Source organism: Aeromonas sp. A04 (genome assembly GCF_047780465.1).
Lineage (GTDB): Bacteria > Pseudomonadota > Gammaproteobacteria > Enterobacterales > Aeromonadaceae > Aeromonas > Aeromonas bestiarum.
In genome coordinates this window covers 87,543-103,573 of sequence record NZ_JBLNHP010000007.1, presented here as the reverse complement: position 1 = coordinate 103,573, position 16,031 = coordinate 87,543, and the positions used below count along the sequence as shown (strand labels likewise).

Genomic DNA, 16,031 nt, shown 5'->3' with positions numbered 1-16,031 from the left:
TTGCTGGTTGCTGGTTGCTGGTTGCTGGTTGCTGGTTGCTGGTTGCTGGTTGCTGGTTGCTGGTTGCTGGTTGCTGGTTGCTGGTGGTGGCATATCGATACCGATGCGGCTTTCTTGCTCATCTATCCGGCTGCCGTCGTGGTGCGCAGACATTAAAAGGGCCACCGCTCGGTGGCCCAGGGTGGAGTCTGATCCTGACTCCGGCACTCTAGATTGTGGCAATCTCGCTATGGGTCTTGTCTATGGTGCCCTCCTTGCGCCCTAGGCGCTTACTCAGATATGCCAGTGCTGATGCCGCAATGCCTTGAAGCTGTGTTGAGGTTGCAAGGCCGCGTGCTTGGGGTACTCACTAATGAAATGTTCGATTCCCTCCATCAGTTGTGAACGTAATGAAGACACGGGCTCATGCCAGGCTTGCAGGCATAAATGGCCGGGGATCAACTGCTCCTGATAATCTTCCAGCAGCTGCTCTGGCCAGGGTTCAATACCGGAATTGCGTTGCAGTAGATAATGGGCGGCGGGTTCACGGGCATAGATGAACTGAATCTGGGCCAGATCGCGTTGGCTTAGCGTTTGACTGTTGATATGACAGGTCAAATATTTTCCCGTCTTCAGATCCAAGAAGTGACCGCGTTGCCGACAGGCTACGATGCGATACCAGGGCAGGGGCGAACAGAGAGAGTATCCCTCAAGCTCCTGTTCCAGCCAGTGGCGACACTCGGGTGTCTGCACCTCGTCGAGCATGGACTCGAGCTGTGTCAACAAGGCTCTGGATGGTTTGGTGGCCAGTTTCGCACTCATCGCCTGCAATCCTCCCTCTGCACACAATCCCGAATTTCAGTATGGACCCGTGGACGGCAGAGGGGGTAAGGATTCTAATGATTAAAATCAGATTAGCAGCGTGGTTTTTATGCAATGGGTGAGTCAGCCCACCAGATAGGTGCCGGTACCGAAGGCGATGTGGGTGCCCTCTTCGTTGTGCAGCTCCATCCGGGCGACGGCGACCTTGCTGCCGGCGCGGATGATGTGGGCGGTGGCGATGAACTCGTTGCCGCGGCCCGGGCGCAGGTAGTCCACCCGCAGATCTATGGTGCCGAGGCGGGAGAAGCGCTCCTTGAGGTAGTTGGGGGAGAAGTCTTCCAGCTCGTCGATGCAGGAGGCGGCGACTATCATGCCGCCGGCCACATCCAGCAGGCTGGCGGTGACACCGCCGTGCAAGATGTTGTGAAAGGGGTTGCCGATCAGCTTGTCATCCATCTTGATGCGCAGCTCCACCTTCTCGAAGTCGTAGTGGGTCACCTGCATGCCAATCAGCTTGTTGAATGGCATCCGCTCGGCGAACAGGTTGGCAATGCCACTGAGCGCCATCTTCTTCAGCATGTGTTTCATTCTCTGATACCGATCCCTGTCATCAAAGCCGAGTAAAAACTCCAGCCAGTCTGCAACACTTCCTTAACAGTCGCAATGGCAGGTTTATTGTGAGCGGCGGCTGCTTTAGAATGGCGACCCCAAAGGAGAGCCCATGACCGCCATTGCCGAAACCTTGCCCGATACACCACTTGCCTTGTTGCAGGCGGTATTCGGCTACCAGCAATTTCGGCCGGGCCAGCTGGAGATCATCGAGCAGATAGTGGCGGGACGCGATGCCATGGTGCTCAAGCCCACAGGTGGCGGCAAGTCACTCTGCTTCCAGATCCCGGCGCTGCTGCGACCCGGGCTGGGCGTAGTGGTCTCCCCGCTTATCTCGCTGATGAAGGATCAAGTCGACAGCCTGCGCGCCAACGGTGTGGCGGCCATCTATATCAACTCGGCCCTGAGCCGGGAGGAGATGATCCAGAACTTTGCCGCCATGCGTCGCGGCGAGATCAAGCTGCTCTACGTCTCCCCCGAGCGCTTGTTGCAGCACGAGTTCATGGATCGGCTGGCGGAGCTGCCGCTCGGCCTGTTCGCCATCGACGAGGCCCACTGCGTCTCCCAGTGGGGTCACGATTTCCGGCCGGAATACGCGGCGCTCGGGCGGCTCAAGCAGTGGTTCCCCCAGGTGCCCGTGGTGGCGCTCACCGCCACCGCCGACGAGGCGACCCGTAGCGATATGCTGCACCGGTTGGAGCTCAACGATCCCTTCATCCATACCGCCAGCTTCGACAGGCCCAATATCCGCTACAGCCTGGTGGAGAAGTTCAAGGCGGCGGAGCAGTTGCTGCGCTATGTGCAGAGCCAGAAGGGCAACTGCGGCATCGTCTACTGCTCCAGTCGCAATCGGGTGGAGGAGGTGGCCGAGCGTCTCTCCCGTCACGGCAGCAAGGCTGCGCCCTACCACGCCGGTCTGCCCCTGGCCCAGCGCCAGCAGACCCAGGATGCCTTCCTCAAGGATGACATCGAGATAGTGGTGGCGACGGTGGCGTTCGGCATGGGTATCGACAAGCCGAACGTGCGCTTCGTGGTGCACTACGACATCCCCAAGAACATCGAGTCCTACTATCAGGAGACGGGCCGGGCCGGCCGCGATGGCACGCCCGCCGAGGCGCTGCTGCTCTACGATCCCGCCGACATAGGCCGGGTGCGGCGCCTGCTCGACAACATAGAAAACCCCCAGCAGTTGCAGGTTGAGCAGTACAAGCTCAACGTGATGGCGGCCTTTGCCGAGGCGCAGACCTGCCGTCGCCAGGTGCTGCTCAACTACTTCGGTGAATACAACGACAAGCCGTGTGGCAACTGCGACATCTGTCTGGATCCGCCCAAGAGCTACGACGGCACCGAGGATGCCCAGAAGGCGCTCTCCTGCGTCTGGCGGGTGGGTCAGAACTTCGGGGTGGGTTACGTGGTGGAGGTGCTGCGCGGCTCCCTCAACCAGCGCATCAAGGATCATGGCCACGACAAGCTGTCGACCTACGGCATCGGCAAGGATCAGAGCCACGAGTACTGGATGAGCGTGATCCGCCAGCTGATCCACAAGGGGCTGCTGACCCAGAACATCACCCGCAATCTGGTGCTGCAGCTGACCGAGGCGTCCCGCCCCGTGCTGCGTGGCGAGATGAAGCTGGAACTGGCGGTGCCACGGCTGCAGCCCATCTCCAGTCGCAAGGAGAAGCGCAACGGCCTGCTGGACAACACCAACTACGACAAGCGGCTGTTCAAGGCGCTGCGCGGCCTGCGCAAGCAGATCGCCGAGGATGAAGAGGTGCCGCCCTATGTGGTGTTCAATGATGCGACCCTGGTGGAGATGGCTCAACTGATGCCGATGACCGAGGCGGAGATGCTGGCGGTCAATGGCGTCGGTCATCGCAAGCTGGAGCGCTTCGGTGAAGCCTTTATGGACCTGATCATCGACTACTGCCGGCGCTAGGGTCGATTAGCGAAGCCTAATCGACCCTAGCAGGTGCACTCCTGGATGAGGGCACATCAGGAGTGGGGCGCCCGTCCGCCGGGCGCCGAGAGGTTATTTCAAGCTGGCGTAATAGGCCGCCAGGTTCTCCATGTCGGCCTCGGTGAGCGGCGCCATGAAGGGCCGCATCAGGGGTTCCTTGCGACTGCCCTCCTTGAAGGCTTTCAGCTGTTTCACCAGATAGGCGGCATTCTGGCCGGCCAGATGGGGATAGTTGGGGATCAGTGCCTTGCCTTCGACCCCATGGCAGGCGGAGCAGACCGCCGCCTTGGCCTTGCCCGCCTCGATATCGGCCGCCTGGGCCTGTCCCCACAACAACATCAGCAGGGGCAGGACGCCCAACCATCTTTGCATCTTCTTCTCCTTGAAATGAAATAGCGCGATCGCCTGTTAGCCGAACTCGGCCGACGGCGGTATAAAGAGTGACACGAGCATACGCAGGGACGAATCGCACTACCATGAAGCTGATCAACACTTTCGCCACCGAACTGCCCTGGGCCTGTGAGCCCGTGGCCCCCCAGCCGCTGCGCGAGCCCAGCTTGCTGCACCTCAACCACGGCCTGCTGAACGAGCTGGGACTGGGCGATGTCGGCGCAACAGACTGGCTTGCCTGTTGTGGTCTGGGCCAGCCGCTGCCCGGCATGCAGCCGGTGGCCCAGGTCTATGCGGGTCATCAGTTCGGTGGTTACAGCCCGCGGCTCGGTGATGGCCGTGCACTGCTGCTGGGGGAGCAGCTGGCACCGGATGGTCAGGGCTGGGATCTGCATCTGAAGGGGGCGGGCAAGACCCCCTTCTCCCGCTTCGGTGACGGCCGTGCCGTGCTGCGCTCCAGCATCCGCGAGTATCTCGCCTCCGAGGCGCTGCATGCCCTCGGCATTCCCACCACCCGGGCGCTGGTGCTGGTTGGCAGCCAGGAGCCTGTCTACCGGGAACAGGAAGAACGCGGGGCGACAGTGCTGCGCACAGCCCCGAGCCACCTGCGTTTCGGTCATATCGAATATTTCGCCTGGAGCGGGCAGGGAGAGAAGATACCGCTGCTCATCGACTATCTGCTCCGTCACCACTTCCCCGAGCTGAACAACGGGGCCGAACTGTTTGCCGAGGTGGTGCGGCGCACCGCGCGGCTCATCGCCAAGTGGCAGGCCGCCGGTTTCTGCCATGGCGTGATGAACACCGACAACATGTCGCTGCTCGGGCTGACTCTGGATTACGGCCCCTACGGTTTCATCGATGCCTATGTGCCGGACTTTGTCTGCAATCACTCGGATCCGGGTGGCCGCTACGCGCTGGATCAGCAGCCGGCGGTGGGTTACTGGAACCTGCAGAAGCTGGCGCAGGCGTTGGCGGACCATGTGGACGGCGAGGCCCTGGCCGCCGCGCTGGCCGAGTATGAACATCAGCTGATGCTGCACTACTCCGAACTGATGCGCGCCCGGCTCGGGCTGGCGGTGTGGGAAGAGGAGGACCCGGCGCTGTTCCGCGAGCTGTTCCGGCTGTTGGCGAGCCAGGGAGTGGACTATCACCTCTTCCTGCGCCGGCTGGGTGAGGTTACTCAGCAGGGGGATTTGCCCGCCTCCCTGTTGGCACTGCTGCCGGATCCTGCGCTCTGGCAGCAGTGGCTCGCGCTCTATCGGGCACGACTGGTGCGGGAGGGAAGCGAGGATGCCGCCCGCAAGCGGCAGATGGACGCCGTCAATCCCAAGTATGTGCTGCGCAATGCCCTGGCCCAGCAGGCGATAGATGCCGCCGAGGCGGGGGATATGACACCGTTCGAGCGGTTGTTTGCGGCCTTGCAGCACCCCTATGATGAGCAACCGGAATATGAAGATCTCGCCACCCCTGCACCCGCGTGGTATTGCGGTGGCGAGCTTTCTTGCAGCAGTTGAGGGATGAGAGATGAATTGGCGTGTAACACGGACAGACATTGAGTCGGCCGTGCTGATACTGGATTGTCCCGGGCTCTGCTGGGATACCTTCCCGGCGCTGGCCGGTGCCTTGCTGCAGGAGTGGGAGCTCAGGCTGCTCGACAGGGAGTGGGGCGCCGATCGCCACGGCTGGTTGCTGGAATTTGAAGGCAGCCAGCTCAGGCTGGAGTATGAACACCATAGCGGTTGCTGGCTGACGGCGGTACAGCCGGTCGATCGCGAGGTCTTGCTCTGGCTCGGTCGCCAGCATAGAGGCTGAACGGGCTGCTTGGGGCGCATGACCTTGCCCTTCGATGGCAATGGCCGCTGGTCGAATCAACAGCATAAAGATTGAACTATCAGTTGGGGGGCGTATAATCTCGCCCCTCAATTATCGCCAATGGTGGCGGTATGGGTTCCCTAACCCCATTAACCAAAAAGGTCACAATATGAATTTGACCCCTGCTCAGCACCAGACGGCGCTGGTGCGCCTCTCGTTGTTCCACATCCTGATCATCGCCAGCAGCAACTACCTGGTGCAGCTGCCGATCACCATCTTCGGCTTCCACACTACCTGGGGTGCCTTCAGCTTCCCGTTCATCTTCCTGGCCACCGATCTGACGGTGCGGATCTTCGGTGCCGGTCTGGCGCGCAAGATCATCCAGACCGTGATGCTGCCTGCACTGGCCGTTTCCTATGCGCTCTCCGTGCTGTTCTTCGAGGGCAGTTATCAGGGCATGGGCAATCTGGCGGAGTTCAACCTGTTCGTGGCGCGTATCGCGCTGGCCAGTTTCATGGCCTATCTGGTGGGCCAGTTCATGGACGTGGTGGTATTCAACCGGCTGCGGCTGCTCAGGGCCTGGTGGGTGGCGCCAGCCGCCTCGACCCTGTTTGGCAACCTGGTGGACACCATCGCCTTCTTCAGCATCGCCTTCTGGCGCAGCACGGATCCCTTCATGGCCGAGCACTGGGTCGAGATCGCAACCGTGGACTATGTATTCAAGTTGCTGATAAGCCTTGGTTTGTTTGTGCCTCTCTACGGCGTCTTGCTGCGTTATCTCAGCCGCAAGCTGGTGGGCGAGGCCGGATTGGCCGGCTTGCAAACGGCGACGCGCCAGGCCTGATGCAATTGACCACCCCAGCGGTGGTCAATTTTTTTGCACGTTTGGCAAATAAGAGTTGCTTAGTTAAATGAGAATGATTATTGTTAACTTGTTTTCCGGGAAAGACTTCATTCGTTCCAACGTGATGGACTTCTTGTGAAGGCACGACATTGCTCACATTGCTTCCAGTTATAGGGCCAGTTCTTCTGGCCCTCTTTTTTTGCTTTTTTTCAGCAAGTTGCAGCCATAAAAAATGGGAGCCAAGGCTCCCATCGTCACAACTCAGGTTGCGGTTTACTCGATATCGAGCGCCTCAGGGGAGAGGATTACCCCTGTGGTGTCTGCGTAGAGATGATCATCCGGCAGGAAGGTGACGCCACCGAAGTTGACCGGCAGATCCGTCTCCCCCACGTCCTTGCTGTCGGCGCCCACCGGAATGGCGGCCAGTGCCTGAATGCCGATATCCAGATCTTCCAGGATGTCGACCTCGCGCACGCAGCCGTAGCAGACGATGCCTTCCCACTCGTTCTCGGCTGCCGTAGTGGCGATCTCGCTGTCGATCAGGGCGCGGCGCATGGAGCCACCGCCATCGATCAGCAGCACGCGGCCGACGCCGTTCTCTTTGACGAGTTCACGGATCAGGCCATTCGATTCGAAGCATTTGACTGTGGTGATGACGCCGCCGAAAGAGGCGCGGCCGCCGAAGGAGCAGAGCATGGGTTCGAGCACATCCACCATGTCCTGATAGATGTCGCACAGTTCTGAAGTGTTGTATTCCATAGTGTCAAATCCACGGCTGGAAACAGGTGGGATCCAGTATAAGGAGTGGGACTGGCATTTCAATGAATATTCCTTGAACAACAACAGGGATGGCGTTTTCTGCATAAGCTCAATGCAGTTCATTCCTTGTTCGTGAGAGGTCCATCGTGCTGATCCGTCATAAGTTGATCCTGAACACAGTGCTGGTGGCCATTGCCATGCTGGTGCTGAGTGGTTTGTTTCTCTATTCCAGCCAGGTGAGCCGCCATCTGACAGAAGCCCAGCGCAACGTGGATGCGCTCGAGATTGCCATGCTGAACCTGCGACGGGCCGAGAAGGATTTCCTGATCCGCAAGGATTTGGCCTTCGTCGATCGCTTCAACCAGGGGTTGGCCGATTTTCACAAGCTGGACCAGACCTTGAGTGCCGATGACAACCTGAGGGCCGTGAACGGCGAGCTGGCCCGGCTGGATCAGCAGATGGGGGCCTATGGCAAGGCCTTCAACGATCTGGTGGCGCAGCAACAGACCATAGGGCTGGGGCCGGAAGATGGTCTCTACGGCCGCCTGAGGGCGGCTGTGCATCAGGTCGAGGAGGGGCTCAAGCAGCTGGATCAGCAGGGGTTGATCATCACAATGCTGCAGCTGAGGCGGGCGGAGAAAGACTTCATGCTGCGCTCCGACATCCAGTATCTGGAGCGTTTCCAGACCTTGCACAAGAGCTTCCAGGAGAGCCTGGCGACGCTGCCGGAGGCGGACCGCGGCAATCTGGAACAGGCCAGCCTGCAGTATCGGCAGGACTTCGTCGCCCTGGTGGAGGGCATGCAGGTGCTGGGGCTGAAAGAGGATGAGGGGCTGCGCAACCAGATGCGGGACTTGGTGCATCAGACCGAGCAGGGCTTCGCCGCCCTCGGTCAGCACATAGCCGACGAGCTGGTGCGGCAGACCTCGCGCCTCAACAGCCTGATGCTGGTCTGCGGTGGCGTGATCATAGTGCTCATCGGCATCATGAGCATCTTGCTGGGCCGCAGCATAGACAGGCCCATCTCGCGGGTGAACGACACAGTCAACCGCATCCGCCAGGACAACGACCTGCGCCTCAAGATAGAGCTGCAAGGGGCCGACGAGATGGCCCAGCTGGCAGGCAATCTGGACGTGATGCTGGGAGGCTTTCGCCATCTGATCGGCGATGTGAAGCAGAGCGTGCACACCCTGACCGAGGCGGCGGATCACCTCTCCAGCAACGTCAGACGCACCAGCGAGGGGGCGTCACGCCAGTTGCAGGAAACCGACATGGTGGCGACGGCCTCCACCGAGATGGGATCCACCATAGAGGAGATAGCCCGCAACACAGAGCAGGCCGCCAACAATGCCCAGGCCACCAACAACAAGGCGATGGAGGGGCGCACCGCGGTCGAGAACACGGTTCGCCAGATCCGCTCGCTGGCCGGCAATCTGGAGAGCTCCTCCCAGGAGGTGGCCCAGTTGCAGAAAGAGAGCGAGACCATAGGCTCCGTGCTGGACGTGATCCGCGGCATCGCCGAGCAGACCAACCTGCTGGCGCTCAATGCGGCCATCGAGGCGGCGCGGGCTGGGGATCAGGGCCGAGGTTTTGCGGTGGTGGCGGACGAGGTGCGCAGCCTCGCCATCCGTACCCAGAAGTCGACCCAGGAGATAGCCGGCATCATCAGCTCGCTGCAGAAGCAGACCGGCAGCATAGTGGGCATGATGGCGACCTGTCGCGAGCAGGGCAACAGCAGCTCGGAGCAGGCCAGCACGGCGGGTGAGCTGCTGGGGCAGATCACCCAGGATGTCACCCACATCATGGATATGAGCACCCAGATTGCCGCGGCCATCGAACAGCAGAGTCTGGTGGCCAACGAGGTGAACCGCAACGTCAACAACATCCGCGACATAGCCCAGGAGTCGAGCCTGATGGCGGAGGAGAATGCCAAGTCCAGCCAGGGCCTGACCGAGCAGGCCAAGTTGCTCAACCAGGCGGTGGCCAAGTACCGGGTCTAGCGGTCAGACCCCTGGAACAGCAAAAAGGGAGCCGTGCAGGCTCCCTTTTTCATAGAGACGGCTCGCCCCTACTAGATGAGGAACAGGGTCGCCAGCCCGAGGAAGATGAAGAAGCCGCCGGTATCCGTGATGGCGGTGATCATCACGCTGGCACCGATCGCCGGATCCCGGCCGAGACGCGACATCGTCATGGGGATGATGACCCCCATCAGGGCGGCGACCAGCAGGTTGATCATCATGGCCAGCGTCATCACGGCGCCCAGCGCCGCATCCTGATAGAGGGCATAGGTGGCCAGCCCCATGGTACCGCCCCACACCAGACCGTTGATCAGTGCTACCCCCAGCTCGCGCCACAGCAGGAAGGAGACGTTGCCCGCCTGTATGTGCTGCAGCGCCAGCGCCCGCACTATCATGGTGATGGTCTGGTTGCCCGTGTTGCCGCCTATCCCTGCGACGATTGGCATCAGGGCCGCCAGCGCCACCAGTTGCGATATGGTGTGCTCGAACAGGCCTATGACCCGGGAGGCCACGAAGGCGGTACAGAGGTTGATGGCGAGCCAGGCCCAGCGGGTCTTGACCGCCTTGTTGACCGGGGCGAATACGTCTTCATCTTCACTGATCCCCCCCATGCGGCGCAGATCCGTGTCGCTCTCCTCATACACCAGATCCACCACCTCGGCGACTGTGAGGCGGCCCATCAGCTTGCCGCGGCCGTCGATGACGGCGGCGGAGACCAAGTCGTCCCGCTCGAAGGTTCGGGCGGCGGCTTCATCGTTGTCCTCCGGATCGAAGGTGACAGGATCCCGCTCCATCACCTCGCCGACCAGGGTCGCCGGCTTGTGCAGCAGCACAGTGGTGAGCGGCAGCTCCCCCTGCAGCCGGTTGCGCCTGTCGATGACAAACAGCTTGTCGGTGTTGACGGGGATCTTGCCGCGCAGGCGCAGGTAGCGCTGCACGGTCGCCAGGCTTACCTCGGCGCGCACCGTGATGAGCTCGAAGTCCATCATGGCGCCGACCGTGTGCTTGCCGTAGCGGATCACCTCTCTTACCTGGTCGCGCTGGGGGGGCGCCATGGAGGTGAGCAGTCGGCCCATCAGGTTGCGGGGCAGGTATTGGCCCAGATAGATCTGATCGTCTATGTCCAGGGTGCGCAGGGCGTGCAGCAGCGCCTTGTCGCTCATGCCGCTGATCAGGCTGTCCCACACAGTCTCCGAGGCCTCGACCAGCACCTGGCCATGTTTCTCCGGGTCTACCTGCTGCCAGAGCACGTGGCGCTCGTCCGGCGGCAGGGATTCCAGCGCATCGGCGATGTCGGCGGCCGGCAGGCTGTTGACCAGTCGCGTCAGCTCGCTGGTCTGATCCCGCAGCTCGGCATCCTGTACCGTCTGCGGATCCAGCAGGCTGTCGGTGAGGGCATCATCGGCCAGCAGCAGGGTGAGAATGCGCGATCTGTCTTGTTCACGCTGCTTGGCGCTGTTCTTGACGGGGAGAGACATGAAACAGAATTCCTGAATTCGGTTGGCCGGATGACCTTCCCCATAGGATACCAGACTCAAAACAAGAGGTTATGACCATGAATGCGGTAAGTGCGGATAAAAAAACCGCCACCATGGTGGTGACGGTCTCAATGGCGAGGCTGACGGCCGGCTCAGGCCAGTGCGGCGGCCTGCGAGGGGGCACCAGTCTGACCGAACCAGGCGAGCTGGTCGGCCAGGGTGACCACGGATCCCACCATGATGAGGGCCGGGCTCTCGACGCCAACCGCCAGCTCGGCCAGCTGATCCAGGGTGCCACGAATGACCCGCTGGCTCGGTTGGGTGCCGCGCTCGATCAGCGCCACCGGAGTGGCGCCGCCCTTGCCGTGGGCCATCAGCTGCTCACGGATGGTGGCGCAGCTTGAGAGTCCCATATAGAACACCAGCGTCTGCTGATCCCGGGCCAGCAGGGGCCAGTCCAGATCCTGGGTGCCGCCCTTGCCGTGGGCGGTGACGAAGCGCACGCTCTGGGCGTGATCGCGGTGGGTGAGCGGGATGCCGGCGTAGGCGGCGCAGCCGCTCGCCGCCGTGATCCCCGGCACCACCTGAAAGCCCACGCCGCTGCCGACCAGCGTCTCCAGCTCCTCGCCGCCCCGGCCGAAGATGAAGGGGTCGCCCCCTTTCAGCCGTACTACCCGTTGCCCCTTGCTGGCTTCCTCCAGCAAGAGTTGGTTGATCCCCTCCTGGGGCACGCAGTGGTTGCCCGCCTGCTTGCCGACGAAGATGCGTTTGGCATCCCGTCTGACCAGCGCCATCACCTCGTCGGAGACCAGACGGTCATGGACCACCACGTCCGCCTGCTGCATCTGGCGCAGGGCGTGCAGGGTGAGCAGACCGGGATCGCCGGGGCCTGCGCCCACCAGGATCACTTCCCCCTTGGCAGCGGCATCCTCGGCAAACAGAGCGTCGGCCAGCTGGTTGGCCGAGGCCTGGTCACCCCGCGCCAGCGCCTGGCCGAGCCGGTCGGCGCCAAGCAGCCGCTCCCAGAACTGGCGGCGCTCTCCCATGCTGGCGAAACGGGCCTTGACCCTATCCCGCAGGCCACCGGCGAAGGCCGCCACGGCGCCGAGATGCTGGGGCAGCAGGGCCTCGAGTTTCTCGCGCAGCAAGCGGGCCAGCACCGGTGCCTTGCCGCCGGAGGAGATGGCCACTATCAGGGGCGAGCGGTCTATGATCGACGGCATGATGAAGCTGGAGCGTTTGGGGTCATCCACCACGTTGGCAAAGATCCGCGCCTGATTGGCGCTCTGGTAGACCAGCGCATTGACTTCGCGCCTGTCGGTGGCGGCCACCACCAGCCACTTGCCCGTCAGCTGCGCTGGCTCGAATTCACCGGTCAGCCACTCGATCGTCCCGCTGGCGGCAAGGGCTGCCAGCTCGGGGTCGAGCTCGGGAGAGACCACAGTCAGGCGGGCACCTGCGTCCAGCAGCAGGCGCGCCTTGCGCTCTGCGACTTCGCCGCCGCCAACCAGCAGCACGGGTTTATTGTCGAGTCGGCAAAAGATGGGCAAGTAGTCCATGGGGCCTCCGGATCAGGCGGTTTGGGTCTGGCTGACGGTGTTCTCGGTCACGGCAACCGGGCGATCCGCCTTGGGAGTGGCATACCAGTAGCCCAGCCCCATGAAGAGGGCGCCGGAGACGGTATTACCGAGGGTCACCCACAGCAGGTTGTGGCCTATACCGCCCAGGGTGTAGGCGTCTGAGTGAGCGCCGAACCAGGAGAGGGCGAACAGCGTCATGTTGGCGACCGAGTGCTCATAGCCGGAGGCGATGAAGGCCAGCAGGCACCACCAGATGGCGATGAACTTGGCGGCACCCTCGGTGCGCAGCGCCATCCAGATAGCGAGGCAGACCAGCCAGTTACACAGCACGCCTTTCATGAACAGGGTCAGCGCCGGTGCCTGGGTCTTGGCCAGCGCCACCTTGTGGGCCAGGCTGCCCGCGTCCGGCAGCAGGCTGCCGCCGTAGGAGTAGATCAGCGCCACTGCTATGGAGCCGAGCAGGTTGCCGGCCCAGGTCTGGGGCAGGATGCGCAGCAGGTCGCCCATGGTGATCTTGCCGCTCTTCACCCCGAAGGTGAGGAACATGGTGTGGCCGGTGAACAGCTCGGAGCCGGCGATGACAACCAGGGTCAGGGCTATGCCGAAGGTGGCCCCCATCACCAGCGGGCGAATGCTGGGGTCGACCAGGTTGCCCAGAGTGAAGATGAGGATGATGCCCAGGCCCACATAGGCCCCGGCCATGGCGGAGCTGAGCCAGAAGCCCAGCTTGTCGCTGCGCTCGAAGCGGTTGATGCGGGCCGCGTTGGCGGCGCACTTGTTGATGGTTTCGGTATACATCTTTGTTTCCTTCAAGAGGGCCGCCCGCGGGCAGCCCTGATATGCATGGTGTTAGACGGCAACCCAGACCTGCTGGTCGCGTACTTCAACGGGATAGCTTTGCACCGACATGGCGGCGTTCTCGAGGCAGTGGCCGTCGCGCAGACGGAAGTGCTGCTTCTTGAGCGGGCTGGCAACCCAGAGCTCGCCCTCGTGTTCACCTATGATGCCGCGCGACAGCACGTTGGCAGCGAAGAAGGGGTCCCGGTTGTCGATGGCGAACACCTCGGCCGCGTCGTTCGGGCGGAACAGGGCGATCTGACGACCCTCGATCAGGGCGCAGACGCCGGTGCCCGGAAATATGTCATTGAGTTGACAGGCTAATTTCATCACTTTGCCTCCACTTCGATCTGATAGACGGGAATGCGCTCGACCGGGGTGGCTGGTCTGTGCTGGTCGCGCTCGGTGACGAACTGCACGTCCGGATCGCGTTTGCCGCTGTTGATGAAGTGGCTGAAGCGCTTGAGCTGCTCCTCTTCATTCAGGGTGCGGGACCACTCGCACTCGTAGCTGTCGATCAGCACCTGGATGTCGTGCTCCAGGGTGGCATTCAGTCCCAGCTTGTCGTCGACGATCACCTCGCGCAGGTAGTCGACGCCCCCTTCCAGGTTGCCGAGCCAGACCGAGGTGCGCTGCAGTTTGTCGGCGCTGGTGACGTAGAACATCATAAAGCGGTCAATCAACCGGATTAACGTCTCGCGGTCCAGATCGGAGGCCAGCAGGTCGGCGTGGCGCGGTTTCATACCGCCGTTGCCGCCCACATAGAGGTTCCAGCCCGCGTCCGTGGCTATGATGCCGACATCCTTGCCCTGGGCTTCCGCGCATTCGCGGGTACAGCCGGAGACACCGAACTTCATCTTGTGGGGGGTGCGAATGCCCTTGTAGCGGTTCTCGAGGAAGACCCCGAGGCCGACGCTGTCCTGCACGCCGAAGCGGCACCAGGTGCTGCCGACGCAGGTCTTGGCCATGCGCAGCGCCTTGGCGTAGGCCTGACCTGTCTCGAAGCCCGCGGCCAGCAATTTGCGCCAGATGGCGGGCAGATCGTCCTTCTGGGCGCCGAACAGGCCGATGCGCTGGGCACCGGTGATCTTGGTGTAGAGCTTGTAGTCGCGGGCCACTTCGGCCACCGCCAGCAAGCCTTCCGGGGTCACCTCACCACCGGCCATGCGCGGGATGACGGAGTAGCTGCCGTCCTTTTGCATGTTGCCGAGGAAGATGTCGTTGGTGTCCTGCAGCTGGGTGTTGAGCGGGCTCAGCACATAGCCGTTCCAGCAGGAGGCGAGGATGGAGCCGACCGTGGGTTTGCACACCTCGCAGCCATAGCCGTGTCCGTGTTTGGCCAGCAGCTCGTCGAAGCTCTTGATCCCTTCCACCTTGACCAGGTGGAACAGCTCCTGGCGGGAATGGGGGAAGTGGGCGCAGAGGTGGTTGTTGACCTCTATGCCCTGCTTCACCAACTCGGCGTTGAGCACCTGGCTGATGAGGGGCACGCAGCCGCCACAGCCGGTGCCGGCCTTGGTGTGCTGCTTGATGGCGGCCAGGGTGGTATGGCCCTCGGCGACCGCATTGGCTATGTCGCCCTTGGAGACGTCGAAGCAGGAGCAGATCTGGGCGGTGGACGGCAGGGCATCCACCCCCAGGGTCGGCTTGGCACCGGCGTAGGCGGGCAGGATCAGGGTGTCCGGGTGGGCGGGCAGCGGCATGGCATTGAGCATCAGCTGCAGCAGGTTGCCGTAGTCATCCACATCGCCGACCAGCACGGCACCGAGCAGGCGGCTGTTGTCTTCGCTCACCACGATACGCTTGTAGACGCCGGCCTGATCGTCCTGGAACACATAGCTGTGGCTGCCGGGCGTGCGGCCATGGGCATCGCCGATGGAACCGACGGAGACGCCGAGCAGCTTGAGCTTGGCACTCATGTCCGCCCCTTCGAAGCGGCTGTCGCCGCCGAGCAGGTGGTCGACGGTGATCTGGGCCATCTTGTAGCCGGGCGCCACCAGGCCGAAGAAGCGACCCTGCCAGGCGGCGCACTCGCCGATGGCATAGATGTCGGGGTCGGAGGTGAGGCAGTGATCATCGACAGCTACGCCGCCGCGCTCGGCGATGGCCAGTTCGCAATAACGGCCCAGTGTATCCTGCGGGCGGATACCGGTGGAGAAGACCACCACATCCACTTCCAGCTGGCTGCCGTCGGCGAAGGCGAGGCGATGCTGGGCGTCACGACCGCCGTGCATCAGGATCTCGCTGGTGCTCTTGCTGGTGTGAACCTGCACCCCCATGGATTCGATCTTGCGGCGCAGCAGCTGGCCACCCTGGCCGTCGAGCTGTTCCGCCATCAATACCGGGGCAAACTCCACCACGTGGGTCTCGAGACCCAGAGCTTTGAGGGCACCGGCGGCTTCGAGACCAAGCAGACCGCCCCCAATGACAACGCCACTCTTGCCGCTCTTGGCAGCGCTGCGGATGGCTTTCAGATCCTCTATGGTGCGATAGACGAAGCATTCGTGGTGCTGACTGCCCGCAATGGGCGGCACCCAGGGGTAGGAGCCGGTGGCCAGCACCAGCTTGTCGTACGCGACCACAGTGCCCTTGTTGGAATGCACTTCGCGGGCCGCCCTGTCGATTTTTTTCACCGCTTCGCCGAGCAGCAGGCGGATGCCGTGCTTCTCGTAGAAACCGGGTTTGACGAGGGAGAGATCTTCGCTGGTGTGGTGGGAAAAGTAGGAGGAGAGATGGACACGATCGTAGGCGGGACGCGGTTCTGCACCGAAGACGGTGATCTCGAACCGGTCCGGATCGGACCGCTCGATCAACTCTTCGATGAAGCGGTGCCCCACCATGCCGTTCCCTATGACGGCCAGCCTGATTTTGCTCATGATTGCCTCTAGTTTGGAGTAATAAAACATCATTCTGAGGCTAGGCTACCCAGTCGCAGGGGCGGGACGA

14 protein-coding genes are annotated in these 16,031 nt (G+C 62.3%); 5 read left to right on the top strand and 9 right to left on the bottom strand.

What is annotated here, in order from left to right:
- Positions 1 to 273: 273 nt before the first annotated feature.
- On the bottom strand, positions 274 to 801 hold the full coding sequence (locus ACM3N8_RS18270) for a hypothetical protein (RefSeq protein WP_043142807.1): 528 nt from the start codon (positions 799 to 801) through the stop codon (positions 274 to 276).
- Between the two features lie 123 nt (positions 802 to 924).
- The gene (locus ACM3N8_RS18265; RefSeq protein ID WP_021138466.1) at positions 925 to 1,389 is read right to left on the bottom strand and encodes a thioesterase family protein; all 465 of its coding nucleotides are present in this window, start codon (positions 1,387 to 1,389) and stop codon (positions 925 to 927) included.
- 133 nt (positions 1,390 to 1,522) lie between these two features.
- Here ACM3N8_RS18265 and recQ point away from each other — a divergent pair, with 133 nt between their 5' ends.
- Complete coding sequence (gene recQ, locus ACM3N8_RS18260; RefSeq protein WP_290018710.1) at positions 1,523 to 3,346, top strand: ATP-dependent DNA helicase RecQ; 1,824 nt, start codon at positions 1,523 to 1,525, stop codon at positions 3,344 to 3,346.
- 93 nt (positions 3,347 to 3,439) lie between these two features.
- Here recQ and ACM3N8_RS18255 read toward each other — a convergent pair whose 3' ends face one another.
- Entirely contained in the window at positions 3,440 to 3,739 is a 300-nt protein-coding gene (locus tag ACM3N8_RS18255) for a c-type cytochrome (protein ID WP_290018708.1), read from the bottom strand.
- A gap of 104 nt (positions 3,740 to 3,843) precedes the next feature.
- Here ACM3N8_RS18255 and ACM3N8_RS18250 point away from each other — a divergent pair, with 104 nt between their 5' ends.
- The 3 genes from ACM3N8_RS18250 to ACM3N8_RS18240 all read left to right on the top strand — a co-directional run bounded on the left by ACM3N8_RS18250 (position 3,844) and on the right by ACM3N8_RS18240 (position 6,413).
- Positions 3,844 to 5,271, top strand: a complete 1,428-nt coding sequence (locus ACM3N8_RS18250) for a protein adenylyltransferase SelO (protein ID WP_290018707.1) — start codon at positions 3,844 to 3,846, stop codon at positions 5,269 to 5,271.
- 10 nt (positions 5,272 to 5,281) lie between these two features.
- Positions 5,282 to 5,569: a DUF3630 family protein gene (locus ACM3N8_RS18245; protein ID WP_241279328.1), complete on the top strand. Its 288-nt coding sequence runs from the start codon at positions 5,282 to 5,284 to the stop codon at positions 5,567 to 5,569.
- A 169-nt stretch (positions 5,570 to 5,738) separates the two neighbouring features.
- The gene (locus tag ACM3N8_RS18240) at positions 5,739 to 6,413 is read left to right on the top strand and encodes a 7-cyano-7-deazaguanine/7-aminomethyl-7-deazaguanine transporter (protein WP_241279327.1); all 675 of its coding nucleotides are present in this window, start codon (positions 5,739 to 5,741) and stop codon (positions 6,411 to 6,413) included.
- Positions 6,414 to 6,686: 273 nt separating this feature from the next.
- Here the strand turns inward: ACM3N8_RS18240 and rraA are convergent, their stop codons facing one another.
- Positions 6,687 to 7,172 carry a ribonuclease E activity regulator RraA gene (rraA, locus tag ACM3N8_RS18235; RefSeq protein WP_021138460.1) on the bottom strand — a complete coding sequence of 162 codons (486 nt, stop codon included), beginning with the start codon at positions 7,170 to 7,172 and terminating at the stop codon, positions 6,687 to 6,689.
- Between the two features lie 146 nt (positions 7,173 to 7,318).
- On the opposite strand from rraA, the gene ACM3N8_RS18230 reads away from it, so the two are divergent.
- On the top strand, positions 7,319 to 9,172 hold the full coding sequence (locus ACM3N8_RS18230) for a methyl-accepting chemotaxis protein (protein ID WP_241279326.1): 1,854 nt from the start codon (positions 7,319 to 7,321) through the stop codon (positions 9,170 to 9,172).
- 71 nt (positions 9,173 to 9,243) lie between these two features.
- Here ACM3N8_RS18230 and mgtE read toward each other — a convergent pair whose 3' ends face one another.
- The 5 genes from mgtE to nirB form a co-directional block, all read right to left on the bottom strand.
- Complete coding sequence (gene mgtE, locus ACM3N8_RS18225) at positions 9,244 to 10,668, bottom strand: magnesium transporter (protein WP_021138458.1); 1,425 nt, start codon at positions 10,666 to 10,668, stop codon at positions 9,244 to 9,246.
- A 152-nt stretch (positions 10,669 to 10,820) separates the two neighbouring features.
- Positions 10,821 to 12,227, bottom strand: coding sequence for a siroheme synthase CysG (cysG, locus tag ACM3N8_RS18220; RefSeq protein WP_241279325.1), 1,407 nt, complete (start codon positions 12,225 to 12,227; stop codon positions 10,821 to 10,823).
- Positions 12,228 to 12,239: 12 nt separating this feature from the next.
- Positions 12,240 to 13,046 carry a nitrite transporter NirC gene (gene nirC / locus ACM3N8_RS18215; RefSeq protein ID WP_241279324.1) on the bottom strand — a complete coding sequence of 269 codons (807 nt, stop codon included), beginning with the start codon at positions 13,044 to 13,046 and terminating at the stop codon, positions 12,240 to 12,242.
- Between the two features lie 51 nt (positions 13,047 to 13,097).
- Positions 13,098 to 13,415 carry a nitrite reductase small subunit NirD gene (gene nirD / locus ACM3N8_RS18210; RefSeq protein WP_241279323.1) on the bottom strand — a complete coding sequence of 106 codons (318 nt, stop codon included), beginning with the start codon at positions 13,413 to 13,415 and terminating at the stop codon, positions 13,098 to 13,100.
- On the bottom strand, positions 13,415 to 15,961 hold the full coding sequence (gene nirB / locus ACM3N8_RS18205; protein WP_290018700.1) for a nitrite reductase large subunit NirB: 2,547 nt from the start codon (positions 15,959 to 15,961) through the stop codon (positions 13,415 to 13,417). The genes nirD and nirB overlap by 1 nt, the downstream gene beginning before the upstream one ends.
- Between the last annotated feature and the right edge of the window lie 70 nt (positions 15,962 to 16,031).

Excerpts from the sequence above, each read along its gene's own strand:
- ACM3N8_RS18255 (WP_290018708.1), bottom strand. The coding sequence starts at position 3,739 with ATGCAAAGATGGTTGGGCGTCCTGCCCCTGCTGATGTTGTTGTGGGGA.
- ACM3N8_RS18265 (WP_021138466.1), bottom strand. The coding sequence starts at position 1,389 with ATGAAACACATGCTGAAGAAGATGGCGCTCAGTGGCATTGCCAACCTG.
- ACM3N8_RS18240 (WP_241279327.1), top strand. The coding sequence starts at position 5,739 with ATGAATTTGACCCCTGCTCAGCACCAGACGGCGCTGGTGCGCCTCTCG.
- ACM3N8_RS18250 (WP_290018707.1), top strand. The coding sequence starts at position 3,844 with ATGAAGCTGATCAACACTTTCGCCACCGAACTGCCCTGGGCCTGTGAG.
- nirC (WP_241279324.1), bottom strand. The coding sequence starts at position 13,046 with ATGTATACCGAAACCATCAACAAGTGCGCCGCCAACGCGGCCCGCATC.
- ACM3N8_RS18270 (WP_043142807.1), bottom strand. The coding sequence starts at position 801 with ATGAGTGCGAAACTGGCCACCAAACCATCCAGAGCCTTGTTGACACAG.
- nirD (WP_241279323.1), bottom strand. The coding sequence starts at position 13,415 with ATGAAATTAGCCTGTCAACTCAATGACATATTTCCGGGCACCGGCGTC.
- mgtE (WP_021138458.1), bottom strand. The coding sequence starts at position 10,668 with ATGTCTCTCCCCGTCAAGAACAGCGCCAAGCAGCGTGAACAAGACAGA.
- recQ (WP_290018710.1), top strand. The coding sequence starts at position 1,523 with ATGACCGCCATTGCCGAAACCTTGCCCGATACACCACTTGCCTTGTTG.
- nirB (WP_290018700.1), bottom strand. The coding sequence starts at position 15,961 with ATGAGCAAAATCAGGCTGGCCGTCATAGGGAACGGCATGGTGGGGCAC.
- ACM3N8_RS18245 (WP_241279328.1), top strand. The coding sequence starts at position 5,282 with ATGAATTGGCGTGTAACACGGACAGACATTGAGTCGGCCGTGCTGATA.
- rraA (WP_021138460.1), bottom strand. The coding sequence starts at position 7,172 with ATGGAATACAACACTTCAGAACTGTGCGACATCTATCAGGACATGGTG.
- cysG (WP_241279325.1), bottom strand. The coding sequence starts at position 12,227 with ATGGACTACTTGCCCATCTTTTGCCGACTCGACAATAAACCCGTGCTG.